This is a genomic window from Staphylococcus sp. HMSC062H10 (genome assembly GCF_001836945.1).
GTDB lineage: Bacteria > Bacillota > Bacilli > Staphylococcales > Staphylococcaceae > Staphylococcus > Staphylococcus aureus.
In genome coordinates, this window is sequence record NZ_KV830993.1 from 84,952 (window position 1) to 99,695 (window position 14,744).

The 14,744-nt window shown below is 32.0% G+C and carries 15 protein-coding genes; 9 read left to right on the forward strand and 6 right to left on the reverse strand.

Features of this window, described 5'->3' with window-relative positions; translation table 11 throughout:
* The first annotated feature begins 67 nt into the window (after positions 1-67).
* From HMPREF2658_RS11030 to HMPREF2658_RS11045, 4 genes are all read left to right on the forward strand, one after another.
* Positions 68-499 (forward strand): DUF2871 domain-containing protein, encoded by a 432-nt coding sequence (locus tag HMPREF2658_RS11030; protein WP_001253466.1) that lies wholly within the window; start codon positions 68-70, stop codon positions 497-499.
* A 104-nt stretch (positions 500-603) separates the two neighbouring features.
* A complete protein-coding gene (locus HMPREF2658_RS11035; protein ID WP_001805726.1) occupies positions 604-720 on the forward strand; it encodes a hypothetical protein in 117 nt (38 codons plus the stop codon).
* A gap of 10 nt (positions 721-730) precedes the next feature.
* A complete protein-coding gene (locus HMPREF2658_RS11040) occupies positions 731-1,765 on the forward strand; it encodes an NAD(P)/FAD-dependent oxidoreductase (RefSeq protein WP_069806349.1) in 1,035 nt (344 codons plus the stop codon).
* Positions 1,766-1,800: 35 nt separating this feature from the next.
* On the forward strand, positions 1,801-2,202 hold the full coding sequence (locus tag HMPREF2658_RS11045; RefSeq protein ID WP_000241609.1) for a GNAT family N-acetyltransferase: 402 nt from the start codon (positions 1,801-1,803) through the stop codon (positions 2,200-2,202).
* Positions 2,203-2,726: 524 nt separating this feature from the next.
* On the opposite strand, the gene HMPREF2658_RS11050 is transcribed toward HMPREF2658_RS11045, so the two are convergent.
* Positions 2,727-3,731: an oxidoreductase gene (locus tag HMPREF2658_RS11050; protein WP_000140780.1), complete on the reverse strand. Its 1,005-nt coding sequence runs from the start codon at positions 3,729-3,731 to the stop codon at positions 2,727-2,729.
* A gap of 189 nt (positions 3,732-3,920) precedes the next feature.
* Between HMPREF2658_RS11050 and HMPREF2658_RS11055 the strand changes: the two genes are divergently transcribed.
* Positions 3,921-4,436, forward strand: coding sequence for a GNAT family N-acetyltransferase (locus HMPREF2658_RS11055; protein ID WP_000907323.1), 516 nt, complete (start codon positions 3,921-3,923; stop codon positions 4,434-4,436).
* Between the two features lie 313 nt (positions 4,437-4,749).
* Positions 4,750-5,379 (forward strand): hypothetical protein, encoded by a 630-nt coding sequence (locus tag HMPREF2658_RS11060; protein WP_000827005.1) that lies wholly within the window; start codon positions 4,750-4,752, stop codon positions 5,377-5,379.
* A gap of 153 nt (positions 5,380-5,532) precedes the next feature.
* Here HMPREF2658_RS11060 and HMPREF2658_RS11065 read toward each other — a convergent pair whose 3' ends face one another.
* Complete coding sequence (locus tag HMPREF2658_RS11065) at positions 5,533-7,206, reverse strand: CDP-glycerol glycerophosphotransferase family protein (protein ID WP_000595300.1); 1,674 nt, start codon at positions 7,204-7,206, stop codon at positions 5,533-5,535.
* 316 nt (positions 7,207-7,522) lie between these two features.
* On the opposite strand from HMPREF2658_RS11065, the gene HMPREF2658_RS11070 reads away from it, so the two are divergent.
* Both HMPREF2658_RS11070 and mqo read left to right on the forward strand, forming a co-directional pair.
* Positions 7,523-9,121, forward strand: coding sequence for an L-lactate permease (locus tag HMPREF2658_RS11070; protein ID WP_000960862.1), 1,599 nt, complete (start codon positions 7,523-7,525; stop codon positions 9,119-9,121).
* Between the two features lie 379 nt (positions 9,122-9,500).
* Positions 9,501-10,979, forward strand: a complete 1,479-nt coding sequence (mqo, locus tag HMPREF2658_RS11075) for a malate dehydrogenase (quinone) (RefSeq protein WP_070854412.1) — start codon at positions 9,501-9,503, stop codon at positions 10,977-10,979.
* Between the two features lie 125 nt (positions 10,980-11,104).
* Here the strand turns inward: mqo and HMPREF2658_RS11080 are convergent, their stop codons facing one another.
* Together HMPREF2658_RS11080 and HMPREF2658_RS11085 are read right to left on the reverse strand one after the other, a co-directional pair.
* Positions 11,105-12,187: an ABC transporter permease gene (locus HMPREF2658_RS11080; protein WP_000696068.1), complete on the reverse strand. Its 1,083-nt coding sequence runs from the start codon at positions 12,185-12,187 to the stop codon at positions 11,105-11,107.
* On the reverse strand, positions 12,184-12,912 hold the full coding sequence (locus HMPREF2658_RS11085; protein ID WP_000340143.1) for an ABC transporter ATP-binding protein: 729 nt from the start codon (positions 12,910-12,912) through the stop codon (positions 12,184-12,186). Before HMPREF2658_RS11085 ends, HMPREF2658_RS11080 begins: the two co-directional genes overlap by 4 nt.
* A gap of 133 nt (positions 12,913-13,045) precedes the next feature.
* Here HMPREF2658_RS11085 and HMPREF2658_RS11090 point away from each other — a divergent pair, with 133 nt between their 5' ends.
* Positions 13,046-13,609, forward strand: coding sequence for a TetR/AcrR family transcriptional regulator (locus HMPREF2658_RS11090; RefSeq protein WP_000372850.1), 564 nt, complete (start codon positions 13,046-13,048; stop codon positions 13,607-13,609).
* A gap of 176 nt (positions 13,610-13,785) precedes the next feature.
* Here HMPREF2658_RS11090 and HMPREF2658_RS11095 read toward each other — a convergent pair whose 3' ends face one another.
* Both HMPREF2658_RS11095 and HMPREF2658_RS11100 read right to left on the reverse strand, forming a co-directional pair.
* Positions 13,786-14,241 carry a DUF3021 domain-containing protein gene (locus HMPREF2658_RS11095; protein ID WP_000793171.1) on the reverse strand — a complete coding sequence of 152 codons (456 nt, stop codon included), beginning with the start codon at positions 14,239-14,241 and terminating at the stop codon, positions 13,786-13,788.
* Complete coding sequence (locus HMPREF2658_RS11100) at positions 14,238-14,681, reverse strand: LytTR family DNA-binding domain-containing protein (protein WP_000977035.1); 444 nt, start codon at positions 14,679-14,681, stop codon at positions 14,238-14,240. The genes HMPREF2658_RS11095 and HMPREF2658_RS11100 overlap by 4 nt, the downstream gene beginning before the upstream one ends.
* Positions 14,682-14,744: the final 63 nt, after the last annotated feature.

Here is a 14,744-nt window from a genome sequence, read left to right on the forward strand (position 1 = left end):
TTCGCTTTTTTGTCACTGTTATAATAGGTATAATCGGATATAATGAAAAGGTGAGGGAGGATTCAAAATGCGTAGGTTATTATATTCATTTCTTTTTTATATGATCATAGGTTTATTTAGTGGCTTTTTCTATAGAGAGCTAACAAAAGCATATGATTTTACTGGTACAACACAATTATCACTTGTACACACACATACACTTATTTTAGGTATGTTTATGTTTTTAATATTATTACCATTGGAGAAGTTATTTAAATTATCAAGTTACTACTTATTTAACTGGTTCTTCTATGTATATAACATAGGCGTTATCGTTACTATAGGTATGATGGTGACAAAAGGATTCTTCCAAGTCACTGGTAAATCATACTCTCCAGAAGCATTTGCAGGCTTTGCAGGTATTGGGCACACAGGTATGCTTGCAGGTTTATTGTTGCTATTTTTCCTTTTAAGACAAGCAATTCTTAAAGAACCACGTGATGAGTCTTTAAAAAAATAATATAACTAGAACTAAAAAATATACACATCTTTCAAAGGGACATTGTTGTTTCGTACTTTGAAAGGTGTGTTTTTATATTGTGATGGGATAGTTATTGATAATTCATGGCTAACTATGCGATTTATTTTAACAATATAAATATTAATAGTATAATGTCTTTAAATGATAATAATTATCAATTTGAGCGCGTTAATGAAAGAAATGAATATAGAGAGTCATAGGAGGCACATAATGAAAGACGTTACAATCATTGGTGGCGGTCCGTCTGGTTTGTATGCAAGCTTTTATGCTGGATTGCGAGATATGTCTGTAAGATTAATAGATGTTCAATCTGAATTAGGGGGTAAGATGAGAATTTATCCTGAAAAAATTATTTGGGATATTGGCGGCATTGCGCCAAAACCTTGTCATGAAATTTTAAAAGATACAATTAAGCAAGGATTATATTTTAAACCGGAAGTTCATTTGAATGAACGTGTGGTAGATATTAGGAAAAAGGCAGAACGTCATTTCGAAGTTGAAACAGAAGCGGGAGAAATATATACATCGAAAGCAGTTATCATTGCTATTGGTGCAGGTATTATTAATCCAAAACAATTAGATGTTAAAGGTGTAGAGAGATATCAATTAACTAATTTACATTATGTTGTACAAAGTTACAGACGTTTCAAAGATAAAGACGTATTAATTTCAGGTGGAGGAAATACAGCATTAGATTGGGCGCATGATATTGCCAAGATTGCTAAAAGCGTGACAGTTGTTTATCGAAAAGAAGATGTAAGTGGTCATGAAGCGATGAAAACGCTGGTGACAGATTTAAATGTGAAACTATGCCCGAAAACACGTATTAAATACTTGATCGGCAATGATGATGAAACGCATATAAGTGAAGTTGTTTTGGAACATGTTGAAAGTGGTGATACGCATACAGTTAAATTTGACGATGTCATTATTAGTCATGGCTTTGATCGTTGTAATACATTATTGAGTGAAACATCTTCAAAGCTAGATATGCATGATGATTGTCGTGTTAAAGGATTTGGTAATACGACAACAAGTATACCTGGTATCTATGCGTGTGGAGATATTGTTTATCATGATGCAAAATCACATCTAATTGCAAGTGCATTTAGTGATGGTGCAAATGCAGCGAACCTTGCTAAAACATATATCCAACCAGATGCGAATGCAGAGGGTTATGTTTCAAGTCATCATGAAGTGTTTAAAGAAGCGAATAAGACTATTGTAAATAAACATTTATACTAGGTTGATATATTGTGTGATGAAAAGTGGGGTAAATAATGGTTAAAGTGACATATGATATTCCGACTTGCGAGGATTATTGCGCATTAAGGATTAATGCAGGTATGAGTCCAAAGACGCGCGAAGCAGCTGAAAAAGGATTACCTAATGCCTTATTTACAGTAACCTTGTATGATAAAGATCGGTTAATTGGTATGGGTAGAGTGATTGGCGATGGAGGAACTGTTTTTCAAATTGTTGATGTTGCAGTTTTGAAAAGTTACCAAGGTCAAGGTTACGGCAGTCAAATTATGGAACATATTATGAAGTATATTAAAAGTGTGGCTGTCGAAAGCACCTACGTAAGTCTGATCGCAGACTACCCGGCGGATAAATTGTATGCAAAATTTGGATTTATGCCTACCGAACCAGATTCAGGCGGTATGTATATTAAGTTTTAAAAATGAAAAATCGTACCGATAAACATACTGAGTTTTCTTCACAGCTTAACTTAGTATGTTTTTGTTTTTCTAAGTAATGATATTAAAAAAATGTGTGTTTTATGGTAAAGTTCAAGTTGATATGATATAGAAGTTTCGACTTTGTAACTAAGGGAGTTAGAACAATGAAAATCGATACATTAAGACAAGCTATAATATATTATTTTGTTGCACTTGTGTTATCAGCTTTAATGATCTATTTATTTTTAACAAATATTGAGAGAGTTATTTTGTATAGTTGTGTATTCACAGTCGTTTATTGGGTAATTTATGCCTTTGATGTATATAGAAAGAGAAATTAAATTTTATTTTTAGACACACTAATCAGTATTTGACTAGTGTTGCAAGTATGATAGGGGCGGAGAATACATGATTCCCTAAAATGTATTAAAGTAAAGTGCTATTTGATGAAGTATCAGAAATTTTATAAACAAAAAGAAATTAAAAAAGACATCTCGCATAACGGGATGTCTTTTTCACGAATACTATTTATCTACACCGAAATCGATAACAATGCGGCCTTTATTTTCATGTTTAATTACTTTGTTAAGTTGTTCTGGAAGTTCATCAAATGTAATAACTTGCTTGATCTCATGTAAATTTTCAGGCTTTAAATCTTTTGCGAGACGACGCCAAACGCGCTGTCTTAATTTTATAGCAGTAAATACTGAGTCAATTCCCAAAATGTTTACGCCTCTTAAAATGTGAGGGAATACAGAATTAGTATAAGTATTACCGGCAGTCATACCAATAACTGCAATTGATCCACTATGATTTAAACGCTTTGTAACATAATTAATACCTTCGCCACCAACAGGGTCTACACAAGCTTGCCAAGTTGATGATGCGAGTGGCTTTTTATGATCAACTTCAACAGGAAGTCGATCGATAACTTCTTTGGCACCAAGATCAAGTAATTGATCGCTAACATCTTGTTTACCTGTACTTGCGATAACTTTATAACCAAGTTCATTAAGCATGAGTACTGCTAAAGTACCGACACCACCTGAAGCACCGCGAACGAGTACAGGACCATCTTCAATATTCATTCCAACTTTTTCAAGTCTTTCAATTGCTAAACCGGCAGTATAACCAGCTGTGCCATATATCATTGATTCTTCTAATGTTAAAGTATCAGGAAGCTTGATAATCCATTCTGATTTTACACGCGCATATTCACTAAAACCGCCATAATGGCTGACACCTAGGTCATAACTCGTTACAATTACTTGTTCTCCTTTTTCAAAGCCTGGTGCTTCGGATTCAACAATTGTACCAGCTAAATCTATTCCTGGAATCATAGGATACGATTTTACGACTGCATTATGATCTTGACTCGCTAAAGCATCTTTATAATTTATACCAGAGTAATGTACTTTAATCAGCACATCTCCTTTAGGTAAATCAGTAGTCGATAATTGTTTGAAAGTTGGTGTCACTTTACCGCTCTCATCTTTATCAATTACAAACGCTTTAAATGTTTCTGTCACAACGATACATCCTCTCTTTTTCTCTTTTAAAAATACGGCCATTTTACTGGAATAAATGTATCATTTATTGATGTTACACACAATCAATACAATTTGTAATTGATTTGTGTTAATGTATTTTTAAATAGTTTTGGCAGAAAAATACATAAGTAATATTTTGATTCGATCACTGTTTATTGGAGGATTTATATGGCTGGGATAATCAAAGAAATTTCAAAACAAGATGCTAGTGAATTAGTTGAATTAGCAACTAGAACATTTTATGACACGTTTGGTTCTTACTATGATGACAAAGATTTTGATCAATTTTTTAAAGATAATTATACTGTAGAAAAATTTACACAAGAGATTAACCATGTAGATTCATTTCATTATTTTTATCAAGAAGATGGTGCGAATGTTGGTTATATAAAGATGAATATTAATAGTGCTCAAACTGAAGAAATGGGGGAGACCTATTTAGAAGTGCAGCGCATATATTTTTTGAAAGACTTTCAAGGTGGCGGAAGAGGTTCACAATTGATAGAATTGGCCGAAAAAATTGCACAAGAACATAATAAACATAAAATTTGGCTAGGAGTTTGGGAGCATAATCCTCGTGCTCAAGCATTTTATAAACGTCATGGATTTAAAGTGGTTGGTGAACATCATTTTCAAACAGGTGATGTAACGGATACAGATTTAATTATGGAAAAAGAGTTATAATGATTGTTTTTGCAGCAGATAAAATGAAATCATAGTAATAAATATTGTGTATGCCTTGAAATGCTAAATGCGTAATGAAGTGTTAAAGTAAAATAATTAAATTTATAGAAAACATAAAATTCACAAAAATTAAATAATAATGAACAAAAATTAGGGTATAATAAAAAGAACCTTAGATTGTAGTTATGGGTATTGTGATTATTCAAATCATATTAATGTTTACGTCTTTGGTAACAAGCCATGAAATGATACACATGGTAGATATGTATTTCAAGCTTATTCAATGAATATCGAATTATAGGAGGAGATATGTATGAAAAGATTAGTTACAGGGTTACTAGCATTATCATTATTTTTAGCTGCATGTGGTCAAGATAGTGACCAACAAAAAGACAGTAATAAAGAAAAAGATGATAAAGCGAAAACTGAACAACAAGATAAAAAAACAAATGATTCATCTAAAGATAAGAAAGACAATAAAGATGATAGTAAAGACGTAAACAAAGATAATAAAGATAATAGTGCAAACGATAACCAGCAACAATCTAATTCAAATGCAACAAACAATGACCAAAACCAAACAAATAATAACCAATCAAGTAATAATCAAGCGAATAACAATCAAAAATCAAGTTACGTTGCACCATATTATGGACAAAACGCAGCGCCAGTGGCTCGTCAAATTTATCCATTTAATGGTAATAAATCACAAGCATTACAACAATTGCCTAATTTCCAAACAGCTTTAAATGCAGCTAACAACGAAGCAAATAAATTTGGTAATGGTCATAAAGTTTATAATGATTATTCAATTGAAGAACATAATGGTAACTATAAGTATGTGTTTAGTTTTAAAGACCCAAACGTAAATGGAAAATATTCAATTGTAACGGTTGATTATACTGGACAAGCAATGGTTACTGATCCAAACTACCAACAATAATGTTAATGTAATTATGATGCAAGTTAAAAAATTAAAACGGTAAACTCTATAATATGAATTAGGGTTTACCGTTTTTTGCGTATTTTAAAGTAAAAAGGTTTACGTTCTATAGTACTTTTAAACCTCATTCACAGCCACTGAGGGATTTAAACACTATTGATTAGATGTCATCTTAGACAATATAAGTTGTGAAATAGATTCTAATGGTTGTTCTTTATGTTGTATTTGTGGATATTTAATCACTGGTATTGCCTGGGAAATTAAATTATTAATTAATAATTGTCGGTCTGTATACCAAATTTTTGATAGATGACGCCAAATATCTTCGTTAACACCTTGAGACTCAATATATTGACTGTGATTTGGAGTATATAATGCTACTGTTTTGTCTATAGCCATCGCATCAAATATTATATTTGAGTAATCAGTGATAACGACATCAGACATTAGAATTAAGTCTTGAGCACTAAGATACTTTGGTGCAACAAGCGCCTCTTCTGGTAACATCGCTTCGTCAACCCCCTGAACCACAACATGATAGGCTTTGAATAAAGCATCTGATAGTGGTAATTGTTGCGCACTCACTAATCCAATAGGTGCGTATAATAAAACTGGTTTTTGATCATTTATTTTAAACGATTTCTTATACTGTTGTTGAGTAGTACTTTCGTTACGCTTTTGTAGTAAGTATTGGTGTTTAGGATTACCATAAGCCAATACATTTGCTTGGTGACTAGGAAAAGCCGTTTGATAAAAGTGGCTAATATCATCAGCAGAATGTATAACATAATCGAATTGCAACCAGCGATTATACCTTTTAGCACGATAAAAAGGTGTTTCTATATTTTTAATAGGTTCTTTACTATCTAAAAATAATTGCATTATTGGTGTGCCTTGATGTAATTGAATTAAAGTACCGTTTGGTTGTAACGTTTCAGGTATATCATTTTCAACTAAAACTACGCGTGCGCTGTTAATTAATTCGTCAGCTTTTTCAGACTTAGGTGATATGAAATGTGGTCCGCGACGATCGTCAGTAACAAAATAACAGGCAGTCATTGGGTTATGTTTAACGAAGTAAGTAAATAAATATTTTGAATTACCTATATATTGATGATGATCACCGATAAAAACGATGTGATCTTTTAAAACGTTTGGTTGCTTCGTATACAAGCCGAAGTTTTGTAATTGTTTGTTATCAGCACGTTGCTTTGCTATTTTATATAACCATTTAGGTAGCATAAACTTGGTAGAATACAACCAATTGTCTGGCGAATTAAGTTGTTCTGAATCCTCGATAAAAAGGTTGCGAAAAGGTATAGGATGATGATCAATATAAGCCATTTTATTCAAATAAAACTGAGACATCATATCAAAATCTTCAATAGTTTTAATAGTTTCCCATATTGAAGCACTTGTTGCTAAAGGGGCTTTAAAATCAAAAACGACATGACCATCGATTGATAAATCACCTTTCAGAAGTGTCAATAAAGCTAAATCGAAAATCGTTTCTACAGAGTAATAATGTATTAAATCAAGAGTCTGTTGAATCGCATATATTAGGTTAGGATAATAATTATTGTTTTGAGCCCAATCGGCAATGTTAATCGATGATTGACCGAAATAGTGACAATCATTTTTGTATTGTCCATCCACAGTATAATCAACCACGATAGACTTAGGATATAATTGAACCGCATCTAACATAGATTGATAAATCATTATCTCATTGGCATATGGAACGACATGTGTATAACCTTCAGACTGAGCTTTCATTAATTGAGATTCAAACTTTTGCATATTAGAAACATTTATCTGTTTAATCATTGCTATAACTTCCATTTCTCATCGTAGTATCTTCCTTATTTTAGCACGGTCTTATGTAAAATTCATGAATAGTATAAGTTACTTCATTACATTAAGTACAATTCATTTTGATGAACAGATTTAAAATGAAAAATAAAACAATTAAATAGGAAAGTGATATTGTTAATAGTCTGAAAAAATGGTATATTTTAATTGTGAAAAAAATCACATTAATCTCACTGTTCTGTAAAATGTTATCGATAACAAAATGCTATAGCCAGAGCATGATTTTAATGAAGCAATTACACTACTACTTTATGGAAAGAAGAGTCAGCCTATGTTAGTAAATACGTTTAACCCATTTGATAATTTATTATTATCGTCTTTAATTGCAGCAATACCGATTGTACTGTTTTTACTATGTTTAACTGTTTTTAAAATGAAAGGTATTTATGCAGCCATTACAACACTTGTTGTAACATTACTCATTGCAATACCATTTTTCAAATTGCCAGTTGGTATCGCTTCTGGTGCAGTAGTCGAAGGTTTCTTCCAAGGTATCATTCCGATTGGCTATATCGTTATGATGGCAGTATTGTTATACAAAATTACTGTTGAATCTGGACAATTTTTAACAATTCAAGATAGTATTACAAATATTTCACAAGACCAACGTATTCAAGTTTTACTTATTGGATTTGCATTCAACGCATTTTTAGAAGGTGCAGCAGGATTTGGTGTACCAATTGCAATTTGTGCACTTTTATTAACACAATTAGGATTTAATCCATTAAAAGCAGCGATGTTATGTTTAGTTGCAAATGCAGCGTCTGGTGCTTTTGGTGCGATTGGTATCCCTGTAGGTGTTGTAGAAACGTTGAAATTACCTGGAGATGTTTCAGTATTAGGTGTTTCTCAATCAGCAACTTTAACATTGGCAATCATAAATTTCATTATTCCATTCTTACTTATCTTTATTATTGATGGTTTTAGAGGTGTTAAAGAAACATTACCAGCAATTTTAGTAGTTTCAATCACTTATACACTTACTCAAGGATTATTAACTGTATTCAGTGGACCTGAATTAGCAGATATTATTCCACCGTTATTAACAATGTTAGCATTAGCAGTATTTTCTAAAAAATTCCAACCAAAACACATTTATCGTGTTAATAAAGATGAAGAAATTGAACCTGCAAAAGCACATTCTGCAAAAGCAGTATTACATGCATGGAGTCCATTCATTGTATTAACAGTCATTGTAATGATTTGGAGTGCGCCATTCTTTAAAAACTTATTCTTACCAAATGGTGCTTTATCATCATTAGTATTTAAATTCAACTTACCTGGAACAGTCAGCGAAGTTACGCATAAACCATTAGTATTGACTTTAAATATTATTGGACAAACAGGTACAGCTATTTTATTAACTATTATTATTACAATTTTAATGTCTAAAAAGGTTAACTTTAAAGATGCAGGTAGATTATTCGGTGTTACATTTAAAGAATTATGGTTACCAGTTCTTACAATTTGTTTCATCTTAGCAATTTCTAAAATCACAACTTATGGTGGTTTAAGTGCGGCAATGGGTCAAGGTATTGCTAAAGCAGGTAATGTCTTCCCAGTTCTATCACCAATCTTAGGTTGGATAGGTGTGTTTATGACAGGATCAGTTGTAAATAACAACTCATTATTTGCACCAATTCAAGCTTCTGTTGCACAACAAATTGGAACAAGTGGTTCACTTCTTGTATCTGCTAATACAGTTGGTGGTGTAGCGGCAAAATTGATTTCACCACAATCTATTGCAATTGCAACTGCAGCAGTAAAACAAGTTGGTAAGGAATCAGAATTATTAAAAATGACATTGAAATACAGTGTATGTTTACTGATCTTCATCTGTATTTGGACTTTCATCTTGTCATTACTATAAATTAACGTATTTCAAAATATAAATATACAGAGGGTGAGATGTTTTCTAACATCTCATCTTTTTTAATGGATCATTAATGAAAGAAGTTTGACATTATAATAATGGTAGCGCTTTATGTTAAAATGAAGAGTGAGTAATCAGCAATCAAGTTAAATTGGTTGATAGCTGTTAAGGTTTATGGTTTTGTCTTTGTGCTATCGCACATAAAGTATATAATTAAAGTGGTTTCGTTATTATAAAATATTAATATACATAGTAGATAGCAATAGAGCATCACCATGGGAACCTATTGAGACACTTATTGATTCAAAGTGGTATTAATATGTCGTATTTGTCGAACGTTCCATTATTCATTTTAAAAAGGGGGACTGTATTTGTTATGACAACACAACATAGCAAAATAGATGTCATCTTAATTGGTGGCGGTATTATGAGTGCAACATTAGGAACATTACTGAAAGAATTATCACCTGAGAAAAACATAAAAGTGTTTGAAAAATTATCGCAACCTGGCGAAGAGAGTTCAAATGTATGGAATAATGCTGGTACAGGTCACTCAGCATTATGCGAGTTGAACTATACAAAAGAAGGTAAGGATGGCACAGTTGATTGTAGTAAAGCAATTAAGATAAATGAGCAGTACCAAATTTCAAAGCAGTTTTGGGCATATTTAGTTAAAACAGGACAATTAGATAACCCAGATCGCTTTATTCAAGCGGTGCCACACATGAGTTTTGTCATTGGCGAAGATAATGTAGCTTTTATAAAAAGTCGTGTTGCAACGTTAAAGAAAAGTGTTTTATTCGAAAAAATGAAATTATCGCAAGATGAAGAAGAAATGAAATCTTGGGTACCGTTAATGATTGAAGGTCGTAAGTCTGATGAACCAATTGCTTTAACTTATGATGAAACTGGTACAGATGTTAATTTTGGTGCGTTAACTGCAAAGCTATTTGATAATTTAGAACAACGTGGTGTGGGAATTCAATATAAGCAGAATGTATTAGACATCAAGAAACAGAAACCTGGAGCATGGCTAGTTAAAGTTAAAGATTTAGAAACTAACGAAACGACAACATATGAATCTGATTTTGTATTTATTGGTGCTGGCGGTGCGAGTTTACCATTACTCCAAAAGACTGGAATTAAACAATCAAAACATATTGGTGGTTTCCCGGTAAGTGGATTATTCCTGCGCTGTACAAATCAAGAAGTGATTGATCGTCATCATGCTAAAGTGTACGGAAAAGCAGCAGTGGGTGCGCCACCAATGTCAGTGCCGCACTTAGATACACGTTTTGTAGACGGCAAGCGTTCATTGTTATTTGGTCCATTTGCAGGTTTCTCACCTAAATTTTTAAAAACAGGTTCACATATGGATTTAATTAAATCGGTTAAACCAAATAATATCGTGACGATGTTATCTGCAGGTATCAAAGAAATGAGTCTTACGAAGTATTTAGTGTCACAATTGATGTTATCTAATGATGAGCGTATGGATGATTTAAGAGTCTTTTTCCCAAATGCTAAAAATGAAGATTGGGAAGTGATTACAGCAGGGCAACGTGTCCAAGTAATCAAGGATACTGAGGATTCTAAAGGTAACTTACAATTTGGTACCGAAGTCATTACGTCAGATGATGGCACATTAGCTGCATTACTTGGTGCATCACCTGGTGCGTCAACAGCTGTAGATATTATGTTTGATGTTTTACAGCGATGCTATCGTGATGAATTCAAAGGATGGGAACCAAAGATTAAAGAAATGGTGCCGTCATTTGGTTATCGCTTAACAGATCATGAGGATTTATATCACAAAATTAATGAAGAAGTAACTAAGTATTTACAAGTTAAATAATAAACGAAACGGTAATGTCTTTTAAATGTGATAGACATTACCGTTTTTTAGTGGTTGTTTTTATTATCAGTGCTTTATATTTAGAAGCTTATCTTGATTGAAGTCATTTAAAAGTTTTGTAGTATTTATACCTGTCTGTATCGTTTTAAACCAACTATATTTAAGATAATAAAGACCATGATAAAAATCATTAGAATTAGTAAATCGAACCATATATTACTCCAACCTTGCCCCTTAATCATAACATTGGTTAAAGCATCACCAGCATATCTGAGGGGGAAGATATAGCCAATGTTACCTAGCCAATCAGGCATATTTTCAAGTGGGAAAATTCCTGAAAAGAATACCTGAGGTACAGCAACTAGTGGAATAAATTGAATCATTTGAAACTCAGAATTAGCAAACGTTGAAATGAAAATTCCCATAGATAATGCTGTAATAGCTAAACAAATATTAATCAAAATTACATACCATAAGCTACCTGCTAAATTAATGTTCAATAAATATATTGAAAATAGGACTATGATTAATGTTTGAATGATTGCGAATATACCATAGCCAATCAGATAACCAAGGACGATTTCACTTCGACGAATTGAAGTTGATAATACACGTTCTAACGTACCTGTTGTACGTTCACGTAATAAAGCTATACCTGATATTAGAAATACAAATAAAAATACAAAGAAGCCCATTAGTATTGGAAACATTTTATCGAAATAAGTACTATCAGAATTACCGTATAAATAGGAATGTGAAATCTTAATATCTTGTTTGTTTGGTGCTTTCATGGTCGGAGGTGCTTTTTCAATTAGATGCTTTATACTGCTTATTTTATCTTGTTGTAAAGCTTTGCCAATCATTTGTTTGATCATATTAGATTTGTTAGGATCTTCATTTGTGTAAATGACATGTAATGTTTGATTTTCTTGGTAAATATAACCATCAAGATGATTTTTCTCGATTTTAGATTTGATATTTTCATGAGAATGGAACGTTTGAGTTTTTATGTCGGATGATGGCAATTGTTTTGTTATATTTGATGAAACAGATGTATCGATACCGATTTTTAAATCGTTTTCATCACCGTTAAAAATAAAATACATAAGCGTCAATATTAAAATTGGTGCTAGAAACATTAGCGCAAGTGTACGTTTATCACGTAACATTTCTTTTAATACTCGTCTAACAATAGCTAAAATTTTCATGATTGACGAACCTCCTCAGCTTTAATAAATACCGCTTCAATTGTATCTACATTAAATCTTTGTTTTAAATTGGTTGGCGTATCTATAGCAAATATTCTTCCGTCGACAATAAGTCCAACTTTATCGCAACGTTCCGCCTCATCCATAACATGTGTTGTGATGACGACACTCTTTCCGTCTTTGGTCATTTGCTTGAATTGTTGCCATATTTGTTGGCGCAATTTAGGGTCAATGCCTACAGTTGGTTCATCTAATATGATTAATTCTGGTTCGGCCAACAATGTTATTGCTAAAGATAATCGGCGTTTCATGCCTCCTGAAAACTGTGCAACTTTTTTATTTAACGCTTGCTCTAAATTCACTAGAACGATATGTTTTTCAATATTATCTTTTAATAAATTTCCTTTTAGTCCTGACAAACGACCGTAAAACTCTAGGTTTTCATAAGCAGTTAAGTTTTCGTATAATGCATCAGTTTGCCCCATATAGCCTAATCGATTTAAAGCTTTGCGATTAGGCATCTTATGAGCGAAAATTTCTGCAGATCCAGAATCTATCTTTTCCATACCTAGTAAACACTTTATTGTTGTTGTTTTACCAGAACCACTAGGACCTATTAACCCTAGCAGTTCACCTTTATTGATTGACATACTAATTTCGTTTAATACGTGATGCTTGTTATACGTTTTTACAACTTTATCCAACTTCGCGATAGTTGCGTCCATGACAACCCCTCCTAAATTGAGATACATTTCACTTTATTTATATATCATCTTAAGCGTATATTAAGATTGCGAATAAAATATTAATAGATAGTGAACATATCTCCTTTTAGTGTTCAGAAAAAAGGTGAGGCATATGGATCAAACAGCTTTTACGGATAGTCGTGTAACGAAAACGATAAATCGCATACATGATGGAATGATAAATCTATTAAAAACGAAGGCATATAATGATATAACTGTTAAAGATATATGTGAAAAGAGTCAAATAAGTCGGACAACCTTTTATACACATTACAAAACTAAAGATGATTTTATATACAGCTATCTTAATACATTGTTAAAAGAAGCAAAAAAGAAATTTCTTAAAAGTGAAACTCTGACACAAGCAATATTTTTAAAAAAGATGATTTATTTTTGGCTAAGCGAAGGTCAACTCATTTTAATGTTATTAGGTGATGAGAGTGCTTATAAATTACATCAAGTCATAAAAAAATCACTACAACAACGTATCGAAATTAATGTTGTACCAGTATTAAATACAAAAATGTTAACGACGAAGGAAAAGTATTTTTTACTTATTTTTATGAGTAATGCAATCATTGGTGTGTTACAAGATTGGGTCAAACGAGGATATAAAGAGAGTCCTAAAGAAGTAGCAGAAATTATGAATAAAATATTTGAAAATGCATTTCGTTAGGTTTTTATCATGATGAGTTGATGTCGTAAAGGACAGTTGTAGTTACAATTCAATTTGAAAATAGTAAAAAGATATTATTCAGTTCATGCGTATTTAAAATAAATACAACATAAAGCTATACATTGCAGAAGAGACTACTTTAATGCAATGTATAGCTTTTATAATTTTAATAAAAATCATTTTAATTGTTTCAGTTGCTCGTTAATAGTGTCTACGTAGTTCTTGTTTTTAAAGAATTGAATAATCCAAATCAATGTGTAAACCACAATAAAGATAATTGTAAATATGATTAGGTAATTTATTGTTAGTGGAAACCAACCGGCAAGTATTGCTAAAGGTAAGAATCCGACATACGTTGTTATGAAATGCACTATAGTTGCTTTAGTAATGCCCCAATCTGTGTATTTAAAGATAAAATCTCCAAGGAAAAAGACGACGCCTATGAGTAACCATAAAATGATAGAAATCAACATTACGGTAGTTTCTGTGAAATTCGTATAATACCATATGCCAATAGTTGATTGTGGGTTCAGTGGATAATATTTGCCGTCTGCAAATAACATACTAAAGAACAGTGAAAGGGACAAACCAATGATTAAGCTAATAAATAATGAGTTTTTCAAATTTTTCATATTGATAAGCGCTCCTTTATAGATTTTAAAAAACGTCTAGAAGAATAGGTGTAGTGTGCATCTTTAAGATACATACGTATAAGTCCATTTGGCTCTAATAATAATTTTTCAATGTAATACTTGTTGACGATTTCTGATTTGGAAATGCGAATGAAATGTTGTGGTAATTGTTTTTCTAGTTCATAAAGTCGTAATTTTAGTTTGAATTTTTGATTGCTTGTAATGGCTGTTACATTTTTATTAATAACTTGGAATGTTATAACATCTGATATCTGAATGATATGGATTTCTTTGTCTATGTATCCGACTAATGTATGTGATTTGTCTAAATCATTGACTGCATTAATAATACTTTGAACGTGATCATTCATTTTAGGTGCATGTATATCAATATAAGATTCCGTCTCATTTGCATTGATAAATAAATTGAGTTTCATCATAGGTTAATGCCTCCTTCAAAATTATTAAACCATAAACGACCATAGATATATTTAAATTGTGTT